This is a genomic window from Actinophytocola sp., from assembly GCF_035634895.1.
GTDB lineage: Bacteria > Actinomycetota > Actinomycetes > Mycobacteriales > Pseudonocardiaceae > Actinophytocola.
The window spans coordinates 61,441-83,380 of record NZ_DASQCC010000001.1; the positions used below are offsets into that span (position 1 = coordinate 61,441).

Below are 21,940 nucleotides of genomic sequence, written 5' to 3' on the forward strand. Positions count from 1 at the left end.
GCCTGAGCCCAGGCAAGCCGCACGCCAACCGCTCAGGCCAACCGCGCGGCCAACCGTCAGCGGTAGTCGTCCTCAGGCGGACGACGTCGTGGCTGACGCCCCGGCGGCGTACCGCCGCGGCCATCCCGACCACCGTCGCGCCCAGGATCCCGCCGACCGGCGCCACGCTCGTCACGCGAACCACCCTCAACACCCGGCTCACGACGACGCACCGGCGGCTCACCGCCACGGCCTCGACCCCGCGCACCATCAGGCGGCTCGGCCCGACCCCGAGCACCGTCCGTCGGCTCGACGCGACCTCGCGCACCATCAGATGGCTCGACGCGACCTCGCTCGCCCCGGCCCGCCGCGTCACGACGCCTCGGGTCGCGGCCAGCCTCCCGGCCGGCGTCGCGGACGCCGTCCCGGCCACCCGCCTCACGGGATGGCGACGGACGTGGTCCTCGCCCGGGCGTGCGGCGGCTACCGCGCTCGTCCGCCGACGCGTCCTCCGGCTCAGGCCTGCCGCGACGAGCCGGCGCCGCGGCCCGGTCCTTGCTCGGCCTTTCCCGCGGATCACGCCCACCGGTGCCCTGTCCAGGCTCGTCGGCCAGCCCACCGCCACCATCACGCGCGGCAGGTTGCTTGACCGGCTTGCTCGGACGCACCTCCGGGTTGGGATCACGTTCCCGCCACAACCGGAACAGACCGATCGCGACCACGACGGCGGTCGTGATGCCCATCGTCGGGAAGTTGCTGGTCAGCGGCAGCGCCACCGAGATGACCAGCGATTTCAGGCCGCCAGCGCCGGACTTCGGGCCCAGCGCCACGATCGCGCCGATAGCGGTGATCGCGAAGACCAACGGTGGCTGCACTATCGGGCCGAACAGGCTGCGTCTTCGCACGATGCAGACCGCGACGACGCAGCCCACCACGAAGGCGCCCTGATAAATCCGGCCCAGCGAGTTCTGCCGCTGCATGTCGACGAACGCGGCGATCGCCGTCACGCCGAATGCGAGCAGGACTGCCGCCCACCAAGGCAGTCCACGGAACTGCCCGAGAATCGGACGGTCATCCCACGCCGGTCCGGCGTCTATTTCAGGATCGCTCCTGCGATCGCGGGTCGCGGTCACGGGCACAGGTTAGTGGGTCCGCGGGCTAACCTGACGAGCGTTCTGGAAACGGCGCGCCTGAATCCACACCATGATGTGAACCAGAACGCCGACGTTCACTGTCCGCTGCCGGGGTCCGCGCCACCGGCCGTATTGAGTTGTCGGTGGTCAACGCTCTATGGACACCTCCCCATCGGACAGTTCGTCGTACTGCTCGGACGGCTGGTCATCACGCGCAGTAAGCGACGTGTTCGCGACGAACTCGTCCGACCGCCGCACCGCTGGCAGCGGGGTCGGGCTCGCCGCGGCGTCCGTCAGCGGCGCCACCGCGACCGTGAACTGGTTCAGCGCGTCCAGCTCACGCCGACGCGCCTGCAGGAACCGCTGCAGATGCGTGCTCGACACGTTGACCGCGTCCACCGCGCTCTCCGCCGCCCGATGCGCCGCGAGCGCCTGCCCACGCAACGCGTCGATGTCCGCCGCGAGCACCCGCTCGCTCGCCGCGAGCATGGCCGCCGACGCGATCACCGCGAATCCCGTCGGCCCGCATACGAACACCCGCCGGTCGAGCAGCCAGCGAAGCAGGTCGGGATCGGTGTCCAACGCGGCGACCACCGCCGCGTCGGACGGGACGAACATGATCGTGCCGTAGATCGCGTCCGCCCAGCGCTGGTATCCCTTGCCCGCGAGCTCCGCCGCCCGGGACCGGATGTTGCGCACGTGCACCCGCAGCGCGTCCGCCCGCTCCTCCGGATCCTCGGTCTCGACCGCCTCGATCCAGCAGGCGATCGTCATCTTCGCGTCGACCGGCACGAGCCGCCCGTCGCCGACCGAGAGCAACATGTCCGGCCGCACGGACCCACCGCCCGCGACATCGGCCTGCAACACGAAGTGCAGGCCCTCGCGCAGGCCGAGCGAACGCGCGGTCTCCACCAGCACCTGCTCGCCGAGCTCGCCCCGCCCGCTGATCGACGCGAACATCACCTCGTAGCGACGGAGGGCGGTCGCGTGCGCGTCGGACCGGTCGCGCTCCTCGCGCACGGCGAGCACGGCGTCGTCCAGCCTGCGCTGGCTGTCGTTGTACAGCCGCCGGAACAGTGCCGCGCCGCCGGTGAGCAGCAACAACAACACGAACGCGACGGTGCCCAACACCGCTGCCACTGATGTCCCCTTTCGTCGGGTCGGATCGAGTGGACGCATCATGACCCACCGGACCGACAATTCCGCGACGACACCGGCGTGCGAACCGCGAATGGAAGGTTTCCGCGCGCGAATGGAAGGTTTGGAGAATTTAATTTCTGGCCGGTTTCCTGGGGCCTGTCCCACGATCGGGTGGCGCGCCTCCCTCCCTTCGTCGTCCCGGCCGCCTAACTTGGGCCGCATGCGAATGCTCCACACCTCCGACTGGCACGTGGGACGGATGTTCCACGGCCGAGACCTGCTCGCCGACCAGGAGTCCGTGCTGGGCGGACTGGCTGACCTGGTCGCCGACGAGCAGGTCGACGTCGTGGTGGTGTCCGGCGACGTCTACGACCGCGCGGTGCCGTCCGGCGAGGCGGTTTCGGTCTGCACCCGGGTGCTGGACCGGATCCGTGACGCCGGTGCGCGGTTGGTGATCACGCCGGGAAACCACGACTCGGCACCGCGCCTCGGCGCGTTCGCCGAGTTCGCGGCGGCGGGCGGCCTGCACCTGCGCACGCGGGTCGCGGAGCTGGACCGTCCCGTGCTGCTCGAGGATGTACACGGACCCGTTGCGCTGTATGGGATTCCGTATCTCGAGCCGGAGCCCGCGCGGCATTCGCTGGAGATCGAGACGACCGGGCACGCCGGTGTGCTCACCGAGGCGATGCGCCGTGTCCGAGCCGACCTCACCGCACGTGGACCGGGCGTGCGGTCGGTCGTGCTCGCGCACGCGTTCGTCACCGGTGGCGCGCCGAGCGCGTCGGAACGGACGATCTCGGTTGGTGGTGTCGAACAGGTACCCGGCACCGTGTTCGACGGCGTCGACTACGTGGCGCTCGGCCATCTCCACGGGCCACAAAGGCTGGCCGAGAACCTGCGTTACTCCGGCAGTCCACTGGCGTATTCGTTCTCCGAGGCGCGGCACCGCAAGTCGGTGTGGCTCGTGGAACTCGACGCCGGCGGACTTGCCGGAGTCGAGCGGCGCCCGTTGCCCGTCCCGCGCCCGCTCGCCACGGTCCGTGGGAGCCTCGACGAGTTGCTCACCTCGCCGGCACATGAGCGACTTGCCGACGCGTACCTGTCGGTGGAGCTGACCGACCGGGTGCGCCCCACGGACGCTTTACGCCGCCTGCAGGAGCGGTTCCCGCATGCCGTGCACGTCGAGTGGCGGCCGGCGAGCGGCCCGCTGGCCACGCCACTGCGATACGCCACGACCGTGCGCGACCGGTCCGACCACGACGTAGCGTGCGGTTTCGTCTCCGACTGCCGGGGTGCGGAGCCGACCAAGCGCGAGCAGGCCCTCCTGCGTGAGGCGTTGGCGGCGGTGGCGAACGACGAGCGCGCGGAGCTCGCGCGGCAGCGCGGGGGGAAGGAGGCCGCATGAGCGAAGACTGCTTACCGCCGGCCGCCCGGCTCGTGGTGGCGCCGAGCATGCGCGGCGCCACCACGGTACGGACGAACCTCGTACCCAGCGGTGACCGTGCGCGCCACGGCATCTGCGAGGAGCGGCCGTGAGCCAGAAGCGGTGAGGCTGCATCGGCTGGAACTGACCGCGTTCGGGCCGTACTCCGGTCGTGAGGTCGTGGACTTCGACCGGCTCGGCGCGGACGGGCTGTTCCTCCTGCACGGTGACACGGGTGCCGGCAAGACGACGCTGCTGGACGCGGTGGCGTTCGCCTTGTTCGGCGCCGTGCCCGGCGTACGCGACCAGGCGAAGCGGTTGCGGTGTGACTACGCGGAACCGAGCGTGGTTACCGAGGTGCGGCTTGAGCTGAGCGTGCGCGGACATCGGCTCCGCCTGGTACGGAGCCCTGAGTACCTACGTCCGAAGAAACGAGGTGACGGCTATACGAAGCAGAACGCGAAGGCGTCGCTGACCTGGGTCGGCCCGGCGCCGAGCGGACACGCGCCCGACGGGCTGACGAGGATCGACGAGGTCGGCCGCACGATCGAACGGCTGCTCGGGATGAGCAAGGACCAGTTCTTCCAGGTGGTTCTCCTACCGCAGGGAGACTTCGCACGCTTCCTGTGTGCGGAGACCGCCGAGCGGGAGAAGCTGCTCGAGAGGTTGTTCGGCACGCAGCACTTCGCGTTGGTCGAGGAGTGGTTCCGGAACCGGCGTGTAGAGCAGAGCCGTGTGTTGGACGCCGGACGGCTGCGGTGTGTTCAGTTGGTCGCCCGGCTGGCACAGGCGGTCGGCTCGGAACCCCCTACCGACGATGTAGCCGACGAGGCCTGGCTCGCGTCGCTCGTCGCCGCGACCGAGGTGACGGCTGAGGAGGCCGCCACCCATGAGCTCGCGGCCGCGGTCGTGCGGGATCAGGCCGAGGCAGAGCTGCTCGCACGCCGGGAGCTGGCGGACCGGGTGCGCCGTGTCGCCGCGGCACATGCCGAGTTGGCTGTGCTGTCGGCGGAGGCGGAGAGCCGGGCGGCGTGGGCCGAGGAACTGGCGGCGGCCCGTCGGGCAGCCCCGGTCGTGCCCGCGCATCGTGAGCTCGTGCGAGTCGAGACGCTGGCTCGTGCGGCGGACGACGCGATCGTGACGCTTGTCGCGGACGCGCCGACTGTCGGGGAGCTGCGTGGCCTGGTCGCTGGCTACGGCGCCGGTGACCGGACCACTGGCATTGCCTCCCTCGATGCTCTCGCCGGTGCTTCGTCGTGGACCGAGCCCGGCGGGTTCGCCGGACGGCCGTGGCCGCCCGTCGCGGAATGCGACGGCGCCGGGTCAGCACCTGGGCCAACGGACTCCGGTGAGCGTGGCCCGGCGGGCCTTGCGCCTCGGGTGTGGGCCGGGCGGTTGCGTGAGGTCGCCGGTGCGCTGGGCGGGCTCGTCGAGGAAGCCGGACTGCACGCGGCCGACCAGAAGCGCGTCGACGAGTTGCGGCGGCTCGAGGAGCGTGCCGACGCGGCGGTCGCGTCCTGTGGGGAGCGGCTTTCCGTGTTGCCCGGTGAGATCGAGGGCACGCGGGAGCAGCTTGCCGAGGCAGCTCGGGCTGTCGCGGAGCTGCCGGCGTTGGTGGCCACGCGGGAGGAGCTGACCGCGTTGGCTCTGGACGCCGCGCAGGTTCCGGTGGCACGGCGTGTGGTGCGCGACCGGACCGACGCGGCGCGGGCGGCGGTTGACGCGCACCAGGCCGCCCGGGAGTCCGTGTTGGACATCCGGGAGCGGCGGCTGCTCGGGATGGCGGCCGAACTGGCGGGTGGGCTTGTCGGCGGCGAGCACTGCCCGGTGTGTGGGTCGACCGACCACCCGTTGCCGGCGGTCGGCGCGGTCTCGCAGGTCACCGCTGCGGACGAGCGGACGGCGGCCGTGCGGGAGCAGGACGCCGACGTCGTGCGGCAGAAGGCGGCGCGCGAGCTGGCGGGTGCCGAGCAGACGCTGGGCATGCTGCTGGACCGGTTGCGCGGCCGGGACGCCGATGAGCTCGGCAACGCGCTGCGGGCGGCTGTCGAGGCACATGAGCACGCCGTGCGGCTCGCCGGTGAGCATCGAAGCCTGCGGGAGCGGGTGCGGGTGCTGGAAAACGAGTCTGAGGAGGTGACCGCGCGGCTTCGGGCCGCGGAGAAGGAGGTGACCGGCTACGCCAGTGAGCGGGCTGCGTTGGCCGAACGGATAACTGAACGGGCCGAGCGGTTGGCGGTCGCGCGTGGTGAGCACGCTGACGTGGCGGCGCGGCGGGCGCATCTGCTGTCGGTCGCTGATCGGCTGGATGCGTTGGCTTCGGCCCTGGCTGAGCAGGTCGTGGTGCACGGCCGTGTCGAGGAGCAGGGCGACGTGGTGCGTGAAGCCGTTGAGGCGGCCGGGTTCCCGGACGTGGCGGCGGCGCTCGCGGCCGCGCGGTCGGACCATGCCGTGCTCGAGAACCGGCTGAACGACGCGGCGGCGCGTGAGGCCGGAGTGCGGCAGGTGCTCGCCGATCCCGAGTTGGCCGGGGTCGACCCGGACCAGCGGGTCGAGGTCGGGGCCGTCGCGGACGCCTATTCCGTGGCGCGGGACGAGGTGAACGCCGCGGTCGTGGCGGCTCGCCTGGCGCGCCGGCGCGCGGCGGACGTTGGGGAGCTGGCTGCGCGGCTGCGAGCGGCGTGGGCGGAGTTGGGGCCCGCGCTGGCGCAGTTCGAGGAGCTGTCGGCGCTCACCGACGTCGTGAACGGGCGTGGGCAGAACGCGCGGAAGATGTCGCTGCGGGCGTATGTGCTGGCGGCGCGGCTGGAGGAGGTCGCGATCGCGGCGTCGGTTCGGCTGCGCAAGATGAGCGACGGTCGGTTCTCGTTCGTGCACACGGATGTGGCCGGGCCGCGTGGTACGCGTGGTGGGCTGGGTCTGGACGTGCTGGACGCCTACTCGGGCAACGCGCGGTCGGCCAAGACGCTGTCGGGCGGAGAGACGTTCCTGGCTTCGCTCGCGTTGGCACTCGGGCTGGCGGACGTCGTCGCCGCCGAGACCGGTGGGGCGCTGCTGGACACCTTGTTCGTGGATGAGGGTTTCGGCATGCTGGATGCCAACACTCTCGACGAGGTGATGGACACGCTCGACGAACTGCGTGCGGGTGGTCGCGTGGTGGGACTCGTCTCCCATGTGGAGGAGCTGCGGGATCGCATTCCCACTCGGCTGCGGGTGCACAAGACGCGAACCGGGTCGCGCGTGGAGCTCATCGCCTGAAGGCGTGGCGGCTGGTCGTCGGTGGGGACCGTTAATCCAGTACTGCGCTCAGTACCAGGTCCGCCGTTGGGCGCGTCGCGTTGATCAGTACGGCATTGCGTTCGTCGGAGCCCAGGGTGCGTTCGCGGGCTTCCGCCAGCGTGCGGCCGAATGCCTGGTGGCGGGCGGTCAACCGGTCCCGCCGCACGGTTTCGTCCGGGGACAGGAACCAGGTTTCGGTGAGGTAGGTCCTTACCTGGTCCCAGGGTTCTTCGTTCAGCAGCAGGTAGTTGCCTTCCGTCACCACTATTCGGTGTTCGGGGGTGATTGGGACGGCTCCCGCTATTGGTTCCTCTATCTCGCGGCGGAATTCTGGGGCGTAGACCGTGGTCGTTGTTTCGGCCGCCAGTCTGGACAGGAGGTTTACGTAACCCGCCGCGTCGAAGGTGTCCGGGGCGCCTTTTCGTGCGGCTCTGCTCAGTCGGTTCAGCTCTACCTGTGCGAGATGGAAGCCGTCCATTCCCAGGTACACGGACTCTCTTCCCAGTGCCTCGACCAGGCGTGCGGCCAGTGTGGACTTTCCAGCGCCGGGGGCACCGCAGATACCGAGCAGCACTCGACCCGGACCCAGTTCGCGTGCTCGTGTCACCAGGTCGGTGAACCTCACTGCATCAGGTCCAGCATTGGTTCCACCCACGCCCTCGCTCCCTCATGCTGGATTCGGATGGCCGCCGCCTGGTTCGCGTACTCAATCACCGATGGCAGTTCTGCGGCCTTCGGCACTCGGCCCAGTCTTGCCACCGCCAGGGTGAATGCGCCATGCCAGACGTCGCCCGCGCCTGTCGTGTCCTTCGCGACCACCTCTGGTGCCGGCACTTCGCCGTCTGCCTCGACCGTTGACCACGTCACGGGGTTGGGGCCGTTTGTTCTGATCACGACCGGCGTCGTCAGTGGCTCCGGCGAGGTGAACGCCGCCGAGCACGCGGCGATGTCCACGTACGGCAGCAGGTCGGGCATTGTCGGCTTCCAGCTGCCCGCGTCCAGCACCACCGGGATGCCGCGATCCTTCGCCGTGCGGGCGGCGTGCAGCGCCAGTTCCGGGTGGTGGCCGTCCACCAGTACGGCGTCCGCGTCCGCCAGGTCGGCCCTGGGCGGGGCCTGCACGCCCGTTGCGTTGTGGGAGACCACTGTTCGCTCGCCGTCTGTGGTCCTGACGGATACGGCGCTCACCGGCGGTGGCGCCGCACGGGTCGGTAGCGCGTCCGCCAGTTCCACCCCGCAGGTCGCCAGGTCCTCGGCCGCCAGGCGGGCCAGGGGGTGCTCGCCCAGCACCGTGACCAGCCTGGCCCGGCCGCCCAACGCGGCGATCGCCACCGCCGCGTTCGTGGCCGGGCCTCCTGCCGCCACCTCCACCGACAGCGACTGCACCTTCTCGCCCGGCGTGGGCAACGCCCGCACACGTTGCACCAGATCCACCGTGCACAGGCCTACCGCCACGACCAGGGTCACCGGCTCAGGCCGGTGGTCAGGCCGACCTCCTCGATCGATCCGTCCTCCGCCATGCGCAGGGCGCCGGTGAGCAGGCCGACCACCGTGTTCATCGAGTGCGTCTTCGGGGACACCACCGCGACGCGCTTGCCCAGGCGATGTACGTGGACGCGATCGGCGATCTCGAAGACGTGCGGCATGTTGTGGCTGATCAGCACCACCGGCAGCCCACGCTCACGAATCCGGCCGATCAGCTCCAGCACCTTGCCGGACTCCTGGACGCCCAGCGCGGCGGTCGGCTCGTCCATGATCACCACCCGGGAACCGAACGCCGCCGCCCGGGCCACCGCCACCGCCTGCCGTTGGCCGCCGGACAGGGTTTCCACCAGCTGGGTCATGGACTTCACGTCGATACCCAGCTCGTCGAGCACTCGCCGCGCCTCACGCCGCATGCCCTTCGTGTCCAGCCGGCGGAAGATCGAACCCAGCGGGTCCTGGCGCCTTCTTTCCCGGCCCAGGAACAGGTTCGTCGCGATGTCGAGCGCCGGCGCCAGTGCCAGGTCCTGGTACACCGTCTCGATGCCGTGGCGGCGGGCATCCAGCGGGCCGTGGAAACGCACCGGGCCACCGTCGACGAGGATCTCGCCGGCGTCGGGGATCACCGCGCCGGACAACGCCTTGATCAGCGTCGACTTGCCGGCGCCGTTGTCGCCGACCACCGCCAGGACCTCGCCGGCCTCCAGCTCGAAGTCGGCGCCGTCCATGGCGGTCACCCGGCCGTACCGCTTGACCAGTCCGTGGGCCTCCAGCACCGGGCTCATCGTTGCCTCCCCCGCGAGAACCGGTCCACGGCGACCGCCGCGATCACCAGCACGCCCGTCGCCACGTCCTGGTACAGGTTGTCGATGCCGGCCTGTGTCAGCCCGGACCGCAGCACCGCCACGATCAGCGCACCCACCAGCGTCCCGAGCACGCTGCCCCGGCCGCCGAACAGGCTCGTGCCGCCGATGACCACGGCGGTGATCGAGTCCAGGTTGCCGAGCTGGAACGCGTTGGGGTCGGCGTTCGGCACACGGCCGAGTGCCTGCCACGCCGCGATTCCGTAGATCAGGCCGGCCACCAGGTACACCGACAGGACCGTGCGGCGCACGTGGATGCCCGACAGCCGCGCGGCCTCCGGGTCGTTGCCGACCGCGTAGACGTGCTTGCCCCACGCGGTTCTCGACAGCGCGTACCAGAGACCGAGGAACATCGCGAGCATGACCGCCATGCCGTAGGTGACCTCGACCTGCCCGAACAGGTACTGCGTGGTGCCGAGCCAGCCCAGCGTCCCGTCGGTCACCGGGAAGCTCTGCCCCTGCGCGTAGAGCCGGCTCACCGCCGTCACGATCGTCAGCAGACCGAGCGTCACGATGAACGGCGGCAGCCGCAGTGCTGTCACCAGACCGCCGGTGACACAACCGATCGCGCCGGCGGCCACGATGCCGATGAGCAACGCGACCACACCGTTGGTGCCGGTCAGGGTCAGCTTCGCGATCAGCAGCGTCGCGAACACCGCGATCGCCGCGTTCGCGAGGTCGATGCCCGCCGTGAGGATGACGAGCGTCTGCCCGAGTGCGAGCGTGCCGATCACCAGCGACTGCTGCACGACCAGCGACAGGTTGTCGACGTTCAGGAACGTGTCCGTGGTCAGCCCGAACACGCCGATCGCGACGACGAGTGCGATCGCCGGGCCGATCGCGGGAGTGCGGAGGATGAGCTCGCTCGGGGAAACGCGGGTCGTCATCCGGTCAGCCCCAGCAGTTCTCGAGGCCCCACGCGGTGTCGTGGCTGTCGATGCCGTCGATCGGCTTGTCGGTGATCACGGCGGTGTCCGTCTTGATGAACCCGCTGGGCTTCTTGCCGGACTTCGCGAACTCGACCGCGAAGTCGACGCCCTGCTGCGCCATCTTCTTCGGGAACTGCATGACGGTCACCGCGATCTCGCCGTTCTTCACCGCCTTGACGCCGTCGCACGAGCCGTCGATCGAGCCGATGACGACCCTGTCCGTCAGGTTCTTCGCCTTCAGCGCCGCGTACGCGCCACGCGCGGCCGGCTCGTTGATCGTGTAGACCGAGTTCACGGTCGCCGCGACGCGCTGCAGCAGGTTCTCGGTCGCCTGCTGTGCCGCGTTCTGCTCGCCGTTGGTCTCCTCGGTGCCGAGGTTCTCGGGCTGGGCCGCCTCGACGAAGCCGCTGTGACGCTGCTCGGACACGGTCGAACCGGACGTGCCGTCGAGCAGGATCGAGCGTGCGGGCTGACCTTTCAGCGCGGCCTTGACGTACTGGCCCTGCAGGTGGCCGGCCTCGGTGTTGTCGGTCGCGATGGTCGCGTCGACCGCGTCCTGCGGGTCGGTCTCGGTGTCGAGCGCGATGACGAGGACGCCGCGGTCGCGCGCCTTCTTGATGGCGCCGAGGATGCCGGTCGAGTTGCTGGGGGTGACGAGGATCGTCTTCGCGCCCTGCTGGACGAGGTTCTCGATGGCGGCCACCTGGCCGTCGTTGTCGCCGTCGAACTTGCCGGCGAGGGCGACCACCTCGGCGCCCTTTTTCTGCGCCTCCGCCTTGGCGGCGTCCCGCAACGCGACGAAGTAGGGGTTACTGTCCGTTTTGGTCACCAAGCCGATCTTGACCTTGCCGTCCCCAGTGGACGCGTCCGATCCGGACTTGGTGCTGGTGCAGGCGACCGCGAGCGCGGCGACCGCGAGAACCGCGAGGAGAGCAGGACCTCGGCGTCCCATGGCAACCTCCGTGACAGGGCTGGTTTGCGGGGAAGTTATTGCGCTCAGTACCGTGACGCAACCGTTTGCGCAAACGCTTGCGCCTTCCTCGATCAAGGAGCTGGCCGTGGTCACGATGAAGGAGGTCGCCGAACTGGCCGGCGTGTCCATCACCACCGTGTCGCACGTGGTCAACTCGACCAGGTCCGTCGCGCCCGACACGAAGGCGCGGGTCCTGGCCGCGGTCGAGCAGACCGGGTACACGGGAGACGCTATCGCGCGGTCCCTCGTCACGGGCGGCACCCGGACCCTCGGCGTGGCGATCTCGCTTGTCGCGAACCCGTATTTCGCGGACCTACTGCGATCCATGGAGCACGAGATCACCCGATCCGGTTACACGCTGGTGCTCGCGGACACGCATGACGAGCCGTCGGTGGAACAGGCGGCGGTGCGGACGTTGCGGTCCCGGCGCGTGGACGGGTTGATCCTGACGCCGTCGCCGGGCGCCTCCGTGCTTCGCGAACTGCGGCAGCTGAAGATCCCGCTCGTGCTGGTGGACCGGCTGACCACGGCGCAGGATGTCGACCAGGTCGGACCGGAGAACATCTACGCGACGTCCGGCCTGGTGCAGCACCTGGCGTCGGTCGGGCACCGGCGGATCGCGATGATCAGCGGCATCGACGGCCTGGCGACGACGACCGAGCGGGTGCTCGGGTACCGGCTGGGGTTGGGCCGGGCGAAGCTGACGTGGGACCCGTCGCTGGTGGTGCCCGGCGCGTCCGCCGCGGCGCCGGCAGCCGCGGCGCTCGGGGAGTTGCTGGCGTTGCCGTCGCCGCCGTCGGCCGTGGTGGCGGGGAACAACGTGATGCTGTCCGGGGTGCTGCACGAGTGCCGGGCACGGGGGCTGAAGGTGGGGCGGGACCTGGCGGTCGTCGGGTACGACGACGTGGACTGGGCGGACCTGGTGGACCCACCGGTGACGACCGTGGCGCAACCGATCGCGGAGATGGGCCGCACGGCGGTGCGGATGCTGCTGGAGCAGATCGCGGACCCCACCCGAAAGGCGACAACCGCCCGCCTGCCGACGACGTTCATGCACCGGAACTCGTGCGGGTGCGGCCTGTAGGCGTGGCCTCCGGCCCCCGGTTCCATTTTCTCACGAGGCACCGACAAACCCGTCGAAGTTATCCACAACCGCCCCGGTTATCCACAGTCAAGATCATCTTCGAGGTATCCGTCGGGTGATACCGGTAGACTGGCACGGCGGGACGCCCCCGGGACTGGGTGGGGGTTTACCTACGTTCTGGGGGCGATTTTGGCAAAATTTCTTTAATTCGTGGGATATCTGGGGAGTTGAGGGGCGTCAAATCGGGATCTGGCGTGAGGCTGTGCGATTTCTGGTCACGATTGCCGCAGTGAGTTCTTCGCGCCGAACTGCTTATTTCTGGGCGAGCTTTGGTGAAGCACGTCGAACGTGAGGGTGGAACTGGCGTGGGAACTCAGGGTTTACGCGGCGGACCAGAGGTGCATGCCTGCGTAGCTGCGCCATGGGCGCCACTTGTTCGCGTACGCCTCCAGTTCCGCTGGAGTTGACGGGAGGCCCAGGTTCTTCGCGCCCTTTCTCAGGGCTACGTCGCCCGTGAGGAGGACATCCGGGGCGCCCAGTACCCGCATCAGCACGTAGCCCGCTGTCCACGGGCCTACGCCTTTGAATTCTTGTAGGGATTCGGACAGTTCCGCGGGGTCCGCGCCTACGTGTACGTCCAGCGCGCCCGTTGCCAGGGCCTCATTCACCGTCTGGATTGTTTCTATGCGGCGGCGGGGGCCTGTCAGTACCTCCTGTCCCCGTTCGGCTATTGCCGTTGGGGTGGGAAAGAGGGTTGTCAGTGGGCCGTCCGGGGTTGGCAGCGGCTCGCCAAGGGTGGCGGTCAGCGAGGTTAGTGCCGTGCGGGCCGCTGCCACCGATATCTGCTGTCCTATCAGGGCCCTTGTCACTATTTCCGCGCCGTCCACCGCTCCGGGTAGGCGTAGGCCCGGATTCTTGCGGACGTGCGCCTCCAGTCGCGGGTCCGTCCCCAGCACCTCTCCCACCGCCCCCGGATCGGCGTCCAGGTCCAGTAGGCGCCGCATCCTTGTCACCGCGCTGCTCAGGTCTCTCATGTCGGTCAACGACAGTGTGCAGTCGATGTGGGCCGCCGCCGGGGTGAGCCACGCCGTGCCCGTGCCGTGTGCCAGGCGCATCGACCGGCCGTACACACCATCCACCACCGCCTCCACGCCGGGGATCGCCCTCGCCTTCAGGAAGCCCAGTAGGCCGTCGTGGTCGAACGGTTCTCGGTACGGTAGGCGCAGGGTCACCTTTCCCGGTGTCGTCGGGGTCGCGTGGCGTCTTGCCGCCTCCCGCAAACCCGTCGGGGTTGTCGCGAAGACCGCCTTGATCGTGTCGTTGAACTGTCTGACGCTCGCGAAACCCGACGCGAAGGCTATGTCCGCCAGCGACAGCATCGTCGTCTCTATCAGCAGACGGGCCGAGTGGGCTCTGTGGGCACGTGCCAACGCCAAGGGGCCCGCGCCCAACTCCGCCGTCAGGACCCTCGTCACGTGGCGGTCCGAGTACCCCAGGCGTCTGGCCAGTCCCGGAACGCCTTCGCGTTCCACTGTGCCGTCCGTGATCAGCCGCATCGCCCGGCCCGCCAGGTCCGCCCTCAGGTTCCACTCGGGGGAACCCGGTACCGAGTCCGGAAGACATCTGCGGCATGCACGGAACCCCGCCTGCTGGGCCGCCGCCGCTGTCGAGAAGAACACCACGTTCGTGCGCTTCGGCATGATCGCGGGACAGGACGGGCGGCAGTAGATCCCCGTCGTGCGGACCGCCAGGATGAACTGGCCGTCGAACCTCGGGTCCCTCGACATCGACGCCAGGTAGCCCTGTTCCTCGTCAATCAGCACGTCGACCATGCTGCCAGCGTGAACCGGTCGTGGCTCGCCACTTTCGGACATGGCGACGGCCGCCCCTCCGGTGGAGGGACGGCCGTCGTCAGCTCTCGCCTACGAGACCGACTGGACCACCACGTCGCCGCTGCCGACCAGGATGTTCGAGTCGGTGCGGACCTCCACGCTGCCCAGCAGCACTCGGCCGGCGGCCGGCACCGCCTTCGCGGTCACCACGCCGGTCACCGTCCACGACGATCCGGCGGCGCGTGGCGCGTTCGCGTCGGTGACCGCCACGTTGCCGAAGGCCGGGCCGCTGAACACGTCCAGGTAGTCGTACGCCGTCGTGCCGGCCGGCACCGCGAACCCGGTCACCCGGACCTCCCACTGGCCCGGAGTCGGGTTCGCCAGCGCGACCGCCTCCTCCGAGTCGCCGTCGGCACTGCTCGCCACCAGCAGGCAACTGCCCGTCGTACACCGGTACAGGCCCAGGTCCAGGTCGGCGCCCCGGTCCGCGGGGTTGCCGATCTTCGCCCGGATCTGGGTCGCGCCGGCCGCCACCGTGATCGGGAACCTGACCTGCTGGCCCTGCGCGATCGTCGGACGTTCGACGTGCGCACTGCCCAGGTTGCTGCCCACCGCTCGGCCGGTGAACGGGCCGAGCGAGTTCGTCAGCGTGTACTGCCGCGACACCGGCTGGTTCAGCTGCGCCGACGGGATCGTGTCCGGGTTCGGGGACACGGTCGCGCCCAGCACCGCCACGGTCAGCGTGTACGGCGCCAGCGCGGCGTCCGACGTGCGCCGGCCCTCGACCACGATCTCCCAGACACCGGCCGTCGGGTTGGTGGCCGTGCGGCTCGTCGGGCTGTCACCGGCGTTGCAGGCGTTGCCCGGCGGGACCGGCGGGTTGTAGCAGTTCGTGGTCTGCGTGTTCGACTCGAACGCCGTGCCGTACGGGTGGTACCGCAGGAACCGGATCTGCCCGGCGCCCGGCGTGGTGCCGCCGCCCTGCAGGTCCACCTTCAGCGCCGGCGTGTTGGCCGGCACCCGCACGAAGTAGCTCTCCCAGTCGTTCCTGGCGACCAGACCGCCGTGCTTGATCTGGAAGCCGTTGCCCGACGTGAAGTCCTCGGCCGCGACCACCGTGTTCAGCGTCTGGTACTCGATGCCGGTGGACAGCGGGCTGTCCAGGTTCAGGATCGCCGAGTGCGCGCCGGCTGCCTGCGGGTTCACCGTCACCCGGAACTTCACCGCGCTGTTGAGGGGCAGCAGGATCGTCGACGCCGAGCTGAACGTGCCGTCGTTGCCGACCCAGTCGACCTTGTAGGTCTGGGGGCTCGACGCGCCGGAGGTCCGCTTGAACGTGTACTCGCGGACGTACCGGTCGCCGGCCTTCACGCCCTCGCGGTCGTGGATGCCAAGGCCGACACCGGGTGTGGTGAGGAAGTCGGACAGGACGGTGTGCACCGGCACGGACGAGGTGATGCTCGTCGTCCTGATGTCCGCCTTCAGCAGGTTCCAGGCCTTCTTGACGTCGATCAGGCCGTTGCCCTGCTCGTAGGCCTGGTAGTTGCTCAGGTACCTGGCGGAGGACTTGAACGCCTGCCGGACCTGGTCGGGCCTGTGCGAGACGTTCTTCTGCTTGGCCGCGCCGTACAGCAGCGCCGCGGCGCCCGCGGCCTGCGGGGACGCCATCGACGTGCCCTGCAGCATCGCGTAGCCCGGCGGCAGCGCGTACGTGCCGCCCACCGGGCCGCCCACCATCCACGTCGGGATCGTGGAGATCGCCGAGCCCGGCGCCACGATGTCCGGCTTGAACGCGCCCTCCTCGGTCGGGCCGCGGGACGAGAACGGGTGGAGGTTGTCCTCCTGGGCCGCGTCCGAGCCGTAGTTGCGCTGCCAGGACGCCTTCGAGATGTACGAGCCGACGCTCATCACCTTGGTGCCGAGCGACGGGTCGCTCACGGTGTTCTGGCCGGGGCCGTCGTTGCCGGCGGAGATGAAGATCTGCACGCCGTACTCGTCGATCAGGCGGTTGTACAGCGTCTGGCTGTCGGTGTCCTGGCCGTTCTCGATGTCGTTGAGCGCGCCGAGGCCGCCGATCGACATGTTGATCACGTCGACGCCGTGCGAGGCCGCGTAGATCATGCCCTCGTCCATCGCGCCGCGCGAGCAGCCGGCGACGAACAGGCAGACGCGGACCGAGAGGAGCTTCGCGCCCGGCGCCGCGCCGTTCATGGTGCCGCCGAACAGCTTGTTGCCGGCCACGATGCCCGCGACGTGCGAGCCGTGCTCACCGGACACGATGCCGATGTTCACCCGGTCGTTGGCCGGGTCGGTCTGCACGACGAACGGCATCGACTCGCGGACCGGGGTGCTCGGGTCGTCCTCGCCGAACTCGCCCTGGTCGTGCTGGACCTTGTAGTCGGTCATCGGCTTCTCGTCGCCGAAGCTCTTGTTCTGGTTCGTGTCCACCCACACCGTGTTGGTGGCGGTGTCCCACAGGACGCCGAACGTGCCGATGCTGCCGGCCGGGTTGCCGTCCCGGTTGACGTCGTTGCCCAGCTCACCCGCGAGGTTCGGGTCGCGCTCGTCGAACAGGCCGAACCGGAACTGGGACGGCTGCCCCGGCGCCGGGTTGCTCATGTCGATCCACGTCGGGTCACCGTCGTCGGGAGTGGTCGTGGTGACCCAGTCGACGATCTTGGACTCGCCGGTGCTCGTGGTGGTCAGGGCCGGGTGGCCGAGGTCGACGCCGGTGTCGATGATGCCGACGGTCGTGCCGCGGCCGTCGAACTTCGGGTTCTGCTCGACGAACTGCGCGGCGCCGGTGTCACCGGTCGGCATGTACGGGTTGACCGCGGGGGTGTTCGCGCCGGGCGCCGGCTGCGGGGACGGGCTCTGGATGCCCTCCGGGCGCGGCTCGCCGAGGCTGTAGAACCTGTTGAGGTCGAAGCCCTCGATCGCGGACAGCCTGGCGGCCTTCTCGACCTTGTCGGTCGGGATCTGGGCGCGGACGTAACCCACCCGGTCCGCGTGGTACTCGATCTTCGCGCCGAGGCTCTTCAGCTGGTCGATGCTCTGGCTGGTCTGGCCGTCCTTGGCGGTCACGAGCGCGGTGACGGTGCTCTCGCCGTCCTGCCGCGCCTGGATGAGCAGGTCGCGATCCTGTTTTCCGAGCAGGTTCCCCGTGTCGGATGGGGGCGCCGGAGCGGCGTTGGCGGTTGACGGTAAGGCGGCCAGCGAGAAGCCGAGCACCGCCGCCGTGAACGCCGCGCCGATTCCCCGCCGGCGCGATTCACGTTGGGTCATCCCAAAGTCCCTCTTCGTTGTAACCGGGCCCCTGATCGAGTCCACAGGTGCTCACGGAGTGTTGTTGAGCGGCTGCGAACTGGCTAGGGCCCAAACGGTGTAATCCGTTCCTGAGGTGCACGTCGAGGAGGTTTGGAGCCCACGTAGAGTTACGCCAGTGAGCTTGACCCTCGGGATCGTCGGCCTGCCGAACGTTGGCAAGTCCACCCTTTTCAACGCCCTTACCAGTAATGACGTGCTGGCCGCGAACTATCCGTTCGCGACCATCGAACCGAACGTCGGCGTCGTGCCGCTGCCGGAACCGCGGCTGGACGTGCTGGCCAAGATGTTCGACAGCGCCCGGACCGTGCCCGCCACAGTGTCATTTGTGGACATCGCGGGGCTCGTGCGCGGCGCCTCCGAAGGGCAGGGCCGCGGCAACCAGTTCCTGGCGAACATCCGCGAGGCGGACGCCGTCTGCCAGGTCATCCGGGTGTTCGACGACCCCAACGTGGTGCATGTCGACGGCAAGGTCGACCCGTCGGCGGACATCGAGACGATCAACACGGAGCTCATCCTGGCCGACCTCCAAACCGTGGACAAGGCGTTGCCCCGGTTGGAGAAGGAGGCGCGGACCCGCAAGGAGGCCAGGCCGGCGCTCGAGGCCGTCAACCTCGCCCGGTCGATTCTGGACGGTGGGCGGACGCTGTTCTCCGCGCAGTCCGAAGTGGATGTCTCGCTGTTCCGCGAGCTCTCCCTGCTGACCGTGAAGCCGTTCCTCTACGTGTTCAACGCGGACGAGGAGGTGCTGTCATCTTCGTCACGTCGCGCCGAGCTGACCGCTCTGGTCGCACCGGCCGCGGCGGTCTTCCTCGACGCGAAGGTCGAGGCGGAGCTGCTGGAGCTCGACGACGAGGAGTCCATGCGGGAGCTGCTGGAGTCCATCGGGCAGGAGGAGCCCGGGCTGCACTCGCTGGCGCGCGCGGGGTTCTCGACGCTCGGGTTGCAGACCTACCTGACGGCCGGGCCCAAGGAGTCGCGGGCGTGGACCATCCACAAGGGATGGACGGCCCCCCAGGCGGCCGGGGTGATCCACACGGACTTCGAACGCGGTTTCATCAAGGCCGAGATCGTGTCCTACGCCGACCTCGTCGAGGCCGGCTCGATGGCGGCCGCCAAGGCCGCCGGCAAGGTCCGGATCGAAGGCAAGGACTACGTCATGGCCGACGGCGACGTGGTCGAGTTCCGCTTCAACGTGTAGGCCGGAACGGACTGTCCAGGCTGACGACGACGGGGAACGGCCTGGACAGCTCGAGCTTGCCACGGAAGATGCCCGCCGGCGCGTAGGCACGGGTCGGCTCGTCCAGCTCGTAAACGTGCACCACGCGCCGGTCGTCTTCCTCCTCGACCAGCCAGTAGGGCCTGATCCCCGCCTCGGCGTACTTGCGCAGTTTGACGGTGCGGTCGCGGTGCTCCGACTCGGGCGAGGTCACCTCGACGGCGAGCAACACGTCCTCGGGCGCGAACCAGGTCCCGTCGGAACCAACCCGCGTGGTCGTGACGACCACGTCCGGCTCGGGCCGGTTGCGGTTGTCGAGCCGGATGGTCACCTCTCGGTCGACCTCGAGATCGCCTGGTGCCTGAGCCGTGAGCGCGTTGGTAATGGCCGTGACGACGTGGGAATGCCAGATCCGCCGCGGTGACATCATGAAGACGAGCGCTCCGTCGATGAGCTCGGTGTGGCGTGGCGCCTCGGGAAGACGGTCCAGGTCCTCCGCGAACCAGCCTTCCGGGCGCGGCGGGCATCCAGTCGGGCAGCGAGGTCATGCTCCTAAGGTTGACGCGGGTCAGACCGCCGCGCGGCCGTTGTTCGCCTTCGTGGCGATGATGGCCGCGGCGCGGATGGCCTCGTGGAGCTGCCAGACGGACTGGGCCGGGAGGTAGAAGCCCTCGCCGGGGGGTGGCACGACCGCCACCCGGCCGTCGGAGACCGTGACCATGAGGGTGCGGTCGCGTTCCAGTGCGTCGACCACGGGTACTTCCCAAACTTCCTGCGCACTCATGACTGTCTCCCTGCAGGCTCCGCGGTCGCCGTGTCCGCTCTTGCGACCTGTTGTCGCCGTACTGTCCGGAGGGTCGCACAAGTGGGGAACTCCGTTACCAGACCTCGCTAACGGAGTAGTGAGCGTGCCGTCGGCGCGAGTTGTAGCTGCTCCGGCGGCCGGGCCAGCTGCTTGGTCAGCACCGGCAGGGTGTCGTGGATCCACCGGTTCTCGCGGCCGAGCAGCCGGACATGCTCGGCCAGTTCGGCCGGGCCGGGGAACGACGCGACCCACGCCACGACGTTCGCCTCCTCGCGGACCGGCAGGGCCGGGAAGTTGTTCTCCGCTCGCAGGGTCCTGAGCACGGCCAGCGGCGGGGCGTCCGTCGCCGTCAGCATGGGGGCGACGTCCGACTCGAAGAAGTCCAGGAACGCGTCCTCGCCGCCGGCCGGCAGGTGGTAGAGCGTGATCGTGACGAGCGTGGTCGGGCCACCCCGCGTGCGGCCGGCCAGGTCGAGGCCGGTGACGGGGCGGAGCAGCAGCACGTCGTCCGAGTCGATCATCGTGTCGTTGGCCCTGTCGCGGTGTGCGCGCCAGACCGGGCCGCCGTAGAACGACCGCAGTGCCTCGCCGCGGGTCGGCATGTCGGCGAAGCCGCGCAACCACACGAACCGGTCCTCGTCGTCCAGGTCGCGGAACTGACCGAGGACGTGCGCGCCCACCGCCTCCTGCGTCTCGACGAACTCGCGGTCGAACAGCTCGACCAGCTCAGCCCGCCGGCCGGGGTGGAGGGTGTACTGCCGAAGCTCCAGAACCTCAGACATCGCCGCTCCCTCATGCGGTAGCTACCTGGGTGGGTGACACCTTATTGGGGTACACCGACATTCCTCCGACCGGAGGCCGTGTTGCCGGGGCGTCATCGCGCCGGGCGGGACGGGACCGGGAAGGATGGGGGGATGCCCGCACTCCTCATCGGACCGCTGTTACGTCACGTCGACGCCACCTCCGCCACCGTGTGGGTCGAGACCGACCAGCCCTGCACGGTCACGGTGGCGGGCAGCGAGGCACACACGTTCACCGTCGGCGGACACCACTACGCGCTCGTCGTGCTCGACGGACTGTCACCCGGCACCAGCACGCCCTACGAGGTCACGCTCGACGGTGACGTCGTCTGGCCCCAGGAAGGCTTCCCACCCAGCCGGATCCGTACCAGCGCCGAGGGCGACGAGTTCCTCCTGCTGTTCGGGTCCTGCCGGATGCCCGACGGCACGGCGTACGGGACCGACGCGCTCGGCGCCTACGCGAAACGGATGCTCGACCAGGACGAGCGGGACTGGCCGGACTCGCTGCTGCTGATCGGCGACCAGGTCTACGCGGACGAGACGTCCGAGGCGACCAGGGAGTGGATCTCGAAACGGCGGTCGCTGGACGAGCCGCCGGGCGTCGAGGTCGCGGACTTCGAGGAGTACACCCACCTCTACCACGAGTCGTGGTCCGAGCCGGGGGTCCGCTGGCTCATGTCGACCGTCCCCACCTCGATGATCTTCGACGACCACGACGTGCGCGACGACTGGAACACCTCGCAGACCTGGCGGGACCAGATGGCCGCCACCTCCTGGTGGGACGACCGTGAACGCGGCGCGCTGGCCAGCTACTGGATCTACCAGCACATCGGCAACCTCAGCCCGGCCGAGCTCGCGGACGACGAGCTGTACCGGGCCGTCACCACCCGGGAGGGCGACGCGAAGGACCTCCTGCACGACTTCGCCGAACGGGCCCGCCAGGAGGTCGACGGGAGCAAGGGCACCCGCTGGAGCTACCGGCGGGACTTCGGCAACGTCCGGCTGCTGGTCATCGACACGCGGTCGGGCCGGATCCTGGCCGACGGGCGGCGGTCGATGGTGAGCGACGCCGAGTTCGAGTGGATCGAGGAGAACGCGACCGGCGACTTCGACCACCTGCTGATCGGGTCCTCCCTGCCCTGGCTGATGCCCTACGCCATCAGCCACCTCCAATCGCTGAACGAGGTCGCCGCCCGGGACGGCGGCCGGCTCGCCGAGAAGCTCCGGCAGGCCGCGGACCTGGAGCACTGGCCGTCGTTCCGTGCGTCGAGCGACCGGCTGGCGCGGCTGGTCGAGCGGATCGCGAAGACCGACACGGCCACCGTCAGCGTGCTGTCCGGCGACGTGCACCACGGGTACGCGGCGAAGGTGCGCTTCTCGTCGCCGGTCAACGCGGCCGTCTACCAGCTGGTGTGCTCGCCCCTGCACAACCGGGTGCCGAGGTGGTTCCGCCCGGTCTTCTTCCTCGCCTGGTGGCGGCCGCTCGCGGCGGTGCTGCGGTGGCGGCTGCTGCGCAAGGTGGACCCGATGCCGGTGACGTGGGAGAAGGTGACCGGGCCGCACATGGGCAACATGGTCGCGGCCCTGCGGGCGTCCGGACGGACCGCGGAGATGGTGCTGGAACGCGCGGACGACTCCGGCCTGACAGCGATAGCGAAGGTCCCCCTGACCTGAC

General features: G+C 69.6%; 18 protein-coding genes. 6 read left to right on the top strand and 12 right to left on the bottom strand.

From position 1 onward, the window contains the following. Positions 1–56 precede the first annotated feature (56 nt). Together VET29_RS00330 and rmuC are read right to left on the bottom strand one after the other, a co-directional pair. Entirely contained in the window at positions 57–1,112 is a 1,056-nt protein-coding gene (locus tag VET29_RS00330; RefSeq protein WP_324913020.1) for a DUF6542 domain-containing protein, read from the bottom strand. Between the two features lie 147 nt (positions 1,113–1,259). Further along, a complete protein-coding gene (gene rmuC / locus VET29_RS00335; RefSeq protein ID WP_324913024.1) occupies positions 1,260–2,252 on the bottom strand; it encodes a DNA recombination protein RmuC in 993 nt (330 codons plus the stop codon). A gap of 220 nt (positions 2,253–2,472) precedes the next feature. Between rmuC and VET29_RS00340 the strand changes: the two genes are divergently transcribed. Genes VET29_RS00340 through VET29_RS00350 form a run of 3 tightly spaced genes read left to right on the top strand, consistent with a single transcriptional unit; the run spans position 2,473 to position 6,933 of the window. Further along, positions 2,473–3,657, top strand: a complete 1,185-nt coding sequence (locus tag VET29_RS00340) for an exonuclease SbcCD subunit D (protein ID WP_324913027.1) — start codon at positions 2,473–2,475, stop codon at positions 3,655–3,657. Then, complete coding sequence (locus VET29_RS00345) at positions 3,654–3,788, top strand: hypothetical protein (protein WP_324913031.1); 135 nt, start codon at positions 3,654–3,656, stop codon at positions 3,786–3,788. Before VET29_RS00340 ends, VET29_RS00345 begins: the two co-directional genes overlap by 4 nt. Positions 3,789–3,798: 10 nt before the next feature. Further along, positions 3,799–6,933: an SMC family ATPase gene (locus VET29_RS00350; RefSeq protein ID WP_324913034.1), complete on the top strand. Its 3,135-nt coding sequence runs from the start codon at positions 3,799–3,801 to the stop codon at positions 6,931–6,933. 31 nt (positions 6,934–6,964) lie between these two features. Here the strand turns inward: VET29_RS00350 and VET29_RS00355 are convergent, their stop codons facing one another. The 5 genes from VET29_RS00355 to VET29_RS00375 are packed head-to-tail and all read right to left on the bottom strand — an operon-like array spanning position 6,965 to position 11,180. Further along, positions 6,965–7,579, bottom strand: coding sequence for a nucleoside/nucleotide kinase family protein (locus VET29_RS00355; protein WP_324913036.1), 615 nt, complete (start codon positions 7,577–7,579; stop codon positions 6,965–6,967). Then, the gene (locus VET29_RS00360; protein WP_324913093.1) at positions 7,576–8,415 is read right to left on the bottom strand and encodes a PfkB family carbohydrate kinase; all 840 of its coding nucleotides are present in this window, start codon (positions 8,413–8,415) and stop codon (positions 7,576–7,578) included. Before VET29_RS00360 ends, VET29_RS00355 begins: the two co-directional genes overlap by 4 nt. A 2-nt stretch (positions 8,416–8,417) precedes the next feature. After that, positions 8,418–9,221 carry an ATP-binding cassette domain-containing protein gene (locus VET29_RS00365; RefSeq protein WP_324913040.1) on the bottom strand — a complete coding sequence of 268 codons (804 nt, stop codon included), beginning with the start codon at positions 9,219–9,221 and terminating at the stop codon, positions 8,418–8,420. Continuing rightward, a complete protein-coding gene (locus VET29_RS00370; RefSeq protein ID WP_324913043.1) occupies positions 9,218–10,186 on the bottom strand; it encodes an ABC transporter permease in 969 nt (322 codons plus the stop codon). Before VET29_RS00370 ends, VET29_RS00365 begins: the two co-directional genes overlap by 4 nt. A gap of 4 nt (positions 10,187–10,190) precedes the next feature. Next, the gene (locus tag VET29_RS00375) at positions 10,191–11,180 is read right to left on the bottom strand and encodes a substrate-binding domain-containing protein (RefSeq protein ID WP_324913047.1); all 990 of its coding nucleotides are present in this window, start codon (positions 11,178–11,180) and stop codon (positions 10,191–10,193) included. A 115-nt stretch (positions 11,181–11,295) separates the two neighbouring features. Here VET29_RS00375 and VET29_RS00380 point away from each other — a divergent pair, with 115 nt between their 5' ends. Then, a complete protein-coding gene (locus tag VET29_RS00380) occupies positions 11,296–12,285 on the top strand; it encodes a LacI family DNA-binding transcriptional regulator (RefSeq protein ID WP_324913095.1) in 990 nt (329 codons plus the stop codon). Positions 12,286–12,665: 380 nt separating this feature from the next. Here VET29_RS00380 and VET29_RS00385 read toward each other — a convergent pair whose 3' ends face one another. Beyond that, positions 12,666–14,117 carry an AlkA N-terminal domain-containing protein gene (locus tag VET29_RS00385; RefSeq protein ID WP_324913050.1) on the bottom strand — a complete coding sequence of 484 codons (1,452 nt, stop codon included), beginning with the start codon at positions 14,115–14,117 and terminating at the stop codon, positions 12,666–12,668. Positions 14,118–14,207: 90 nt separating this feature from the next. After that, complete coding sequence (locus VET29_RS00390; protein WP_324913055.1) at positions 14,208–17,402, bottom strand: S8 family serine peptidase; 3,195 nt, start codon at positions 17,400–17,402, stop codon at positions 14,208–14,210. Positions 17,403–17,559: 157 nt separating this feature from the next. On the opposite strand from VET29_RS00390, the gene ychF reads away from it, so the two are divergent. Further along, positions 17,560–18,642 (top strand): redox-regulated ATPase YchF, encoded by a 1,083-nt coding sequence (gene ychF / locus VET29_RS00395; RefSeq protein WP_324913057.1) that lies wholly within the window; start codon positions 17,560–17,562, stop codon positions 18,640–18,642. Here ychF and VET29_RS00400 read toward each other — a convergent pair. The 3 genes from VET29_RS00400 to VET29_RS00410 form a co-directional block, all read right to left on the bottom strand. Continuing rightward, complete coding sequence (locus VET29_RS00400; protein WP_324913099.1) at positions 18,632–19,150, bottom strand: Uma2 family endonuclease; 519 nt, start codon at positions 19,148–19,150, stop codon at positions 18,632–18,634. The two genes, ychF and VET29_RS00400, sit on opposite strands and share 11 nt — an antisense overlap. A gap of 78 nt (positions 19,151–19,228) precedes the next feature. Next, positions 19,229–19,444 carry a hypothetical protein gene (locus VET29_RS00405; RefSeq protein ID WP_324913061.1) on the bottom strand — a complete coding sequence of 72 codons (216 nt, stop codon included), beginning with the start codon at positions 19,442–19,444 and terminating at the stop codon, positions 19,229–19,231. Positions 19,445–19,551: 107 nt separating this feature from the next. Then, entirely contained in the window at positions 19,552–20,247 is a 696-nt protein-coding gene (locus VET29_RS00410; protein ID WP_324913065.1) for an NIPSNAP family protein, read from the bottom strand. A gap of 132 nt (positions 20,248–20,379) precedes the next feature. On the opposite strand from VET29_RS00410, the gene VET29_RS00415 reads away from it, so the two are divergent. After that, positions 20,380–21,939 (top strand): alkaline phosphatase D family protein, encoded by a 1,560-nt coding sequence (locus VET29_RS00415; RefSeq protein WP_324913067.1) that lies wholly within the window; start codon positions 20,380–20,382, stop codon positions 21,937–21,939. Position 21,940: the final 1 nt, after the last annotated feature.

Excerpts from the sequence above, each read along its gene's own strand:
- VET29_RS00340 (WP_324913027.1), top strand. The coding sequence starts at position 2,473 with ATGCGAATGCTCCACACCTCCGACTGGCACGTGGGACGGATGTTCCAC.
- VET29_RS00345 (WP_324913031.1), top strand. The coding sequence starts at position 3,654 with ATGAGCGAAGACTGCTTACCGCCGGCCGCCCGGCTCGTGGTGGCGCCG.
- VET29_RS00365 (WP_324913040.1), bottom strand. The coding sequence starts at position 9,221 with ATGAGCCCGGTGCTGGAGGCCCACGGACTGGTCAAGCGGTACGGCCGG.
- VET29_RS00370 (WP_324913043.1), bottom strand. The coding sequence starts at position 10,186 with ATGACGACCCGCGTTTCCCCGAGCGAGCTCATCCTCCGCACTCCCGCG.
- VET29_RS00375 (WP_324913047.1), bottom strand. The coding sequence starts at position 11,180 with ATGGGACGCCGAGGTCCTGCTCTCCTCGCGGTTCTCGCGGTCGCCGCG.
- VET29_RS00380 (WP_324913095.1), top strand. The coding sequence starts at position 11,296 with ATGAAGGAGGTCGCCGAACTGGCCGGCGTGTCCATCACCACCGTGTCG.
- VET29_RS00385 (WP_324913050.1), bottom strand. The coding sequence starts at position 14,117 with ATGGTCGACGTGCTGATTGACGAGGAACAGGGCTACCTGGCGTCGATG.
- VET29_RS00390 (WP_324913055.1), bottom strand. The coding sequence starts at position 17,402 with ATGACCCAACGTGAATCGCGCCGGCGGGGAATCGGCGCGGCGTTCACG.
- VET29_RS00405 (WP_324913061.1), bottom strand. The coding sequence starts at position 19,444 with ATGAGTGCGCAGGAAGTTTGGGAAGTACCCGTGGTCGACGCACTGGAA.
- VET29_RS00410 (WP_324913065.1), bottom strand. The coding sequence starts at position 20,247 with ATGTCTGAGGTTCTGGAGCTTCGGCAGTACACCCTCCACCCCGGCCGG.
- VET29_RS00415 (WP_324913067.1), top strand. The coding sequence starts at position 20,380 with ATGCCCGCACTCCTCATCGGACCGCTGTTACGTCACGTCGACGCCACC.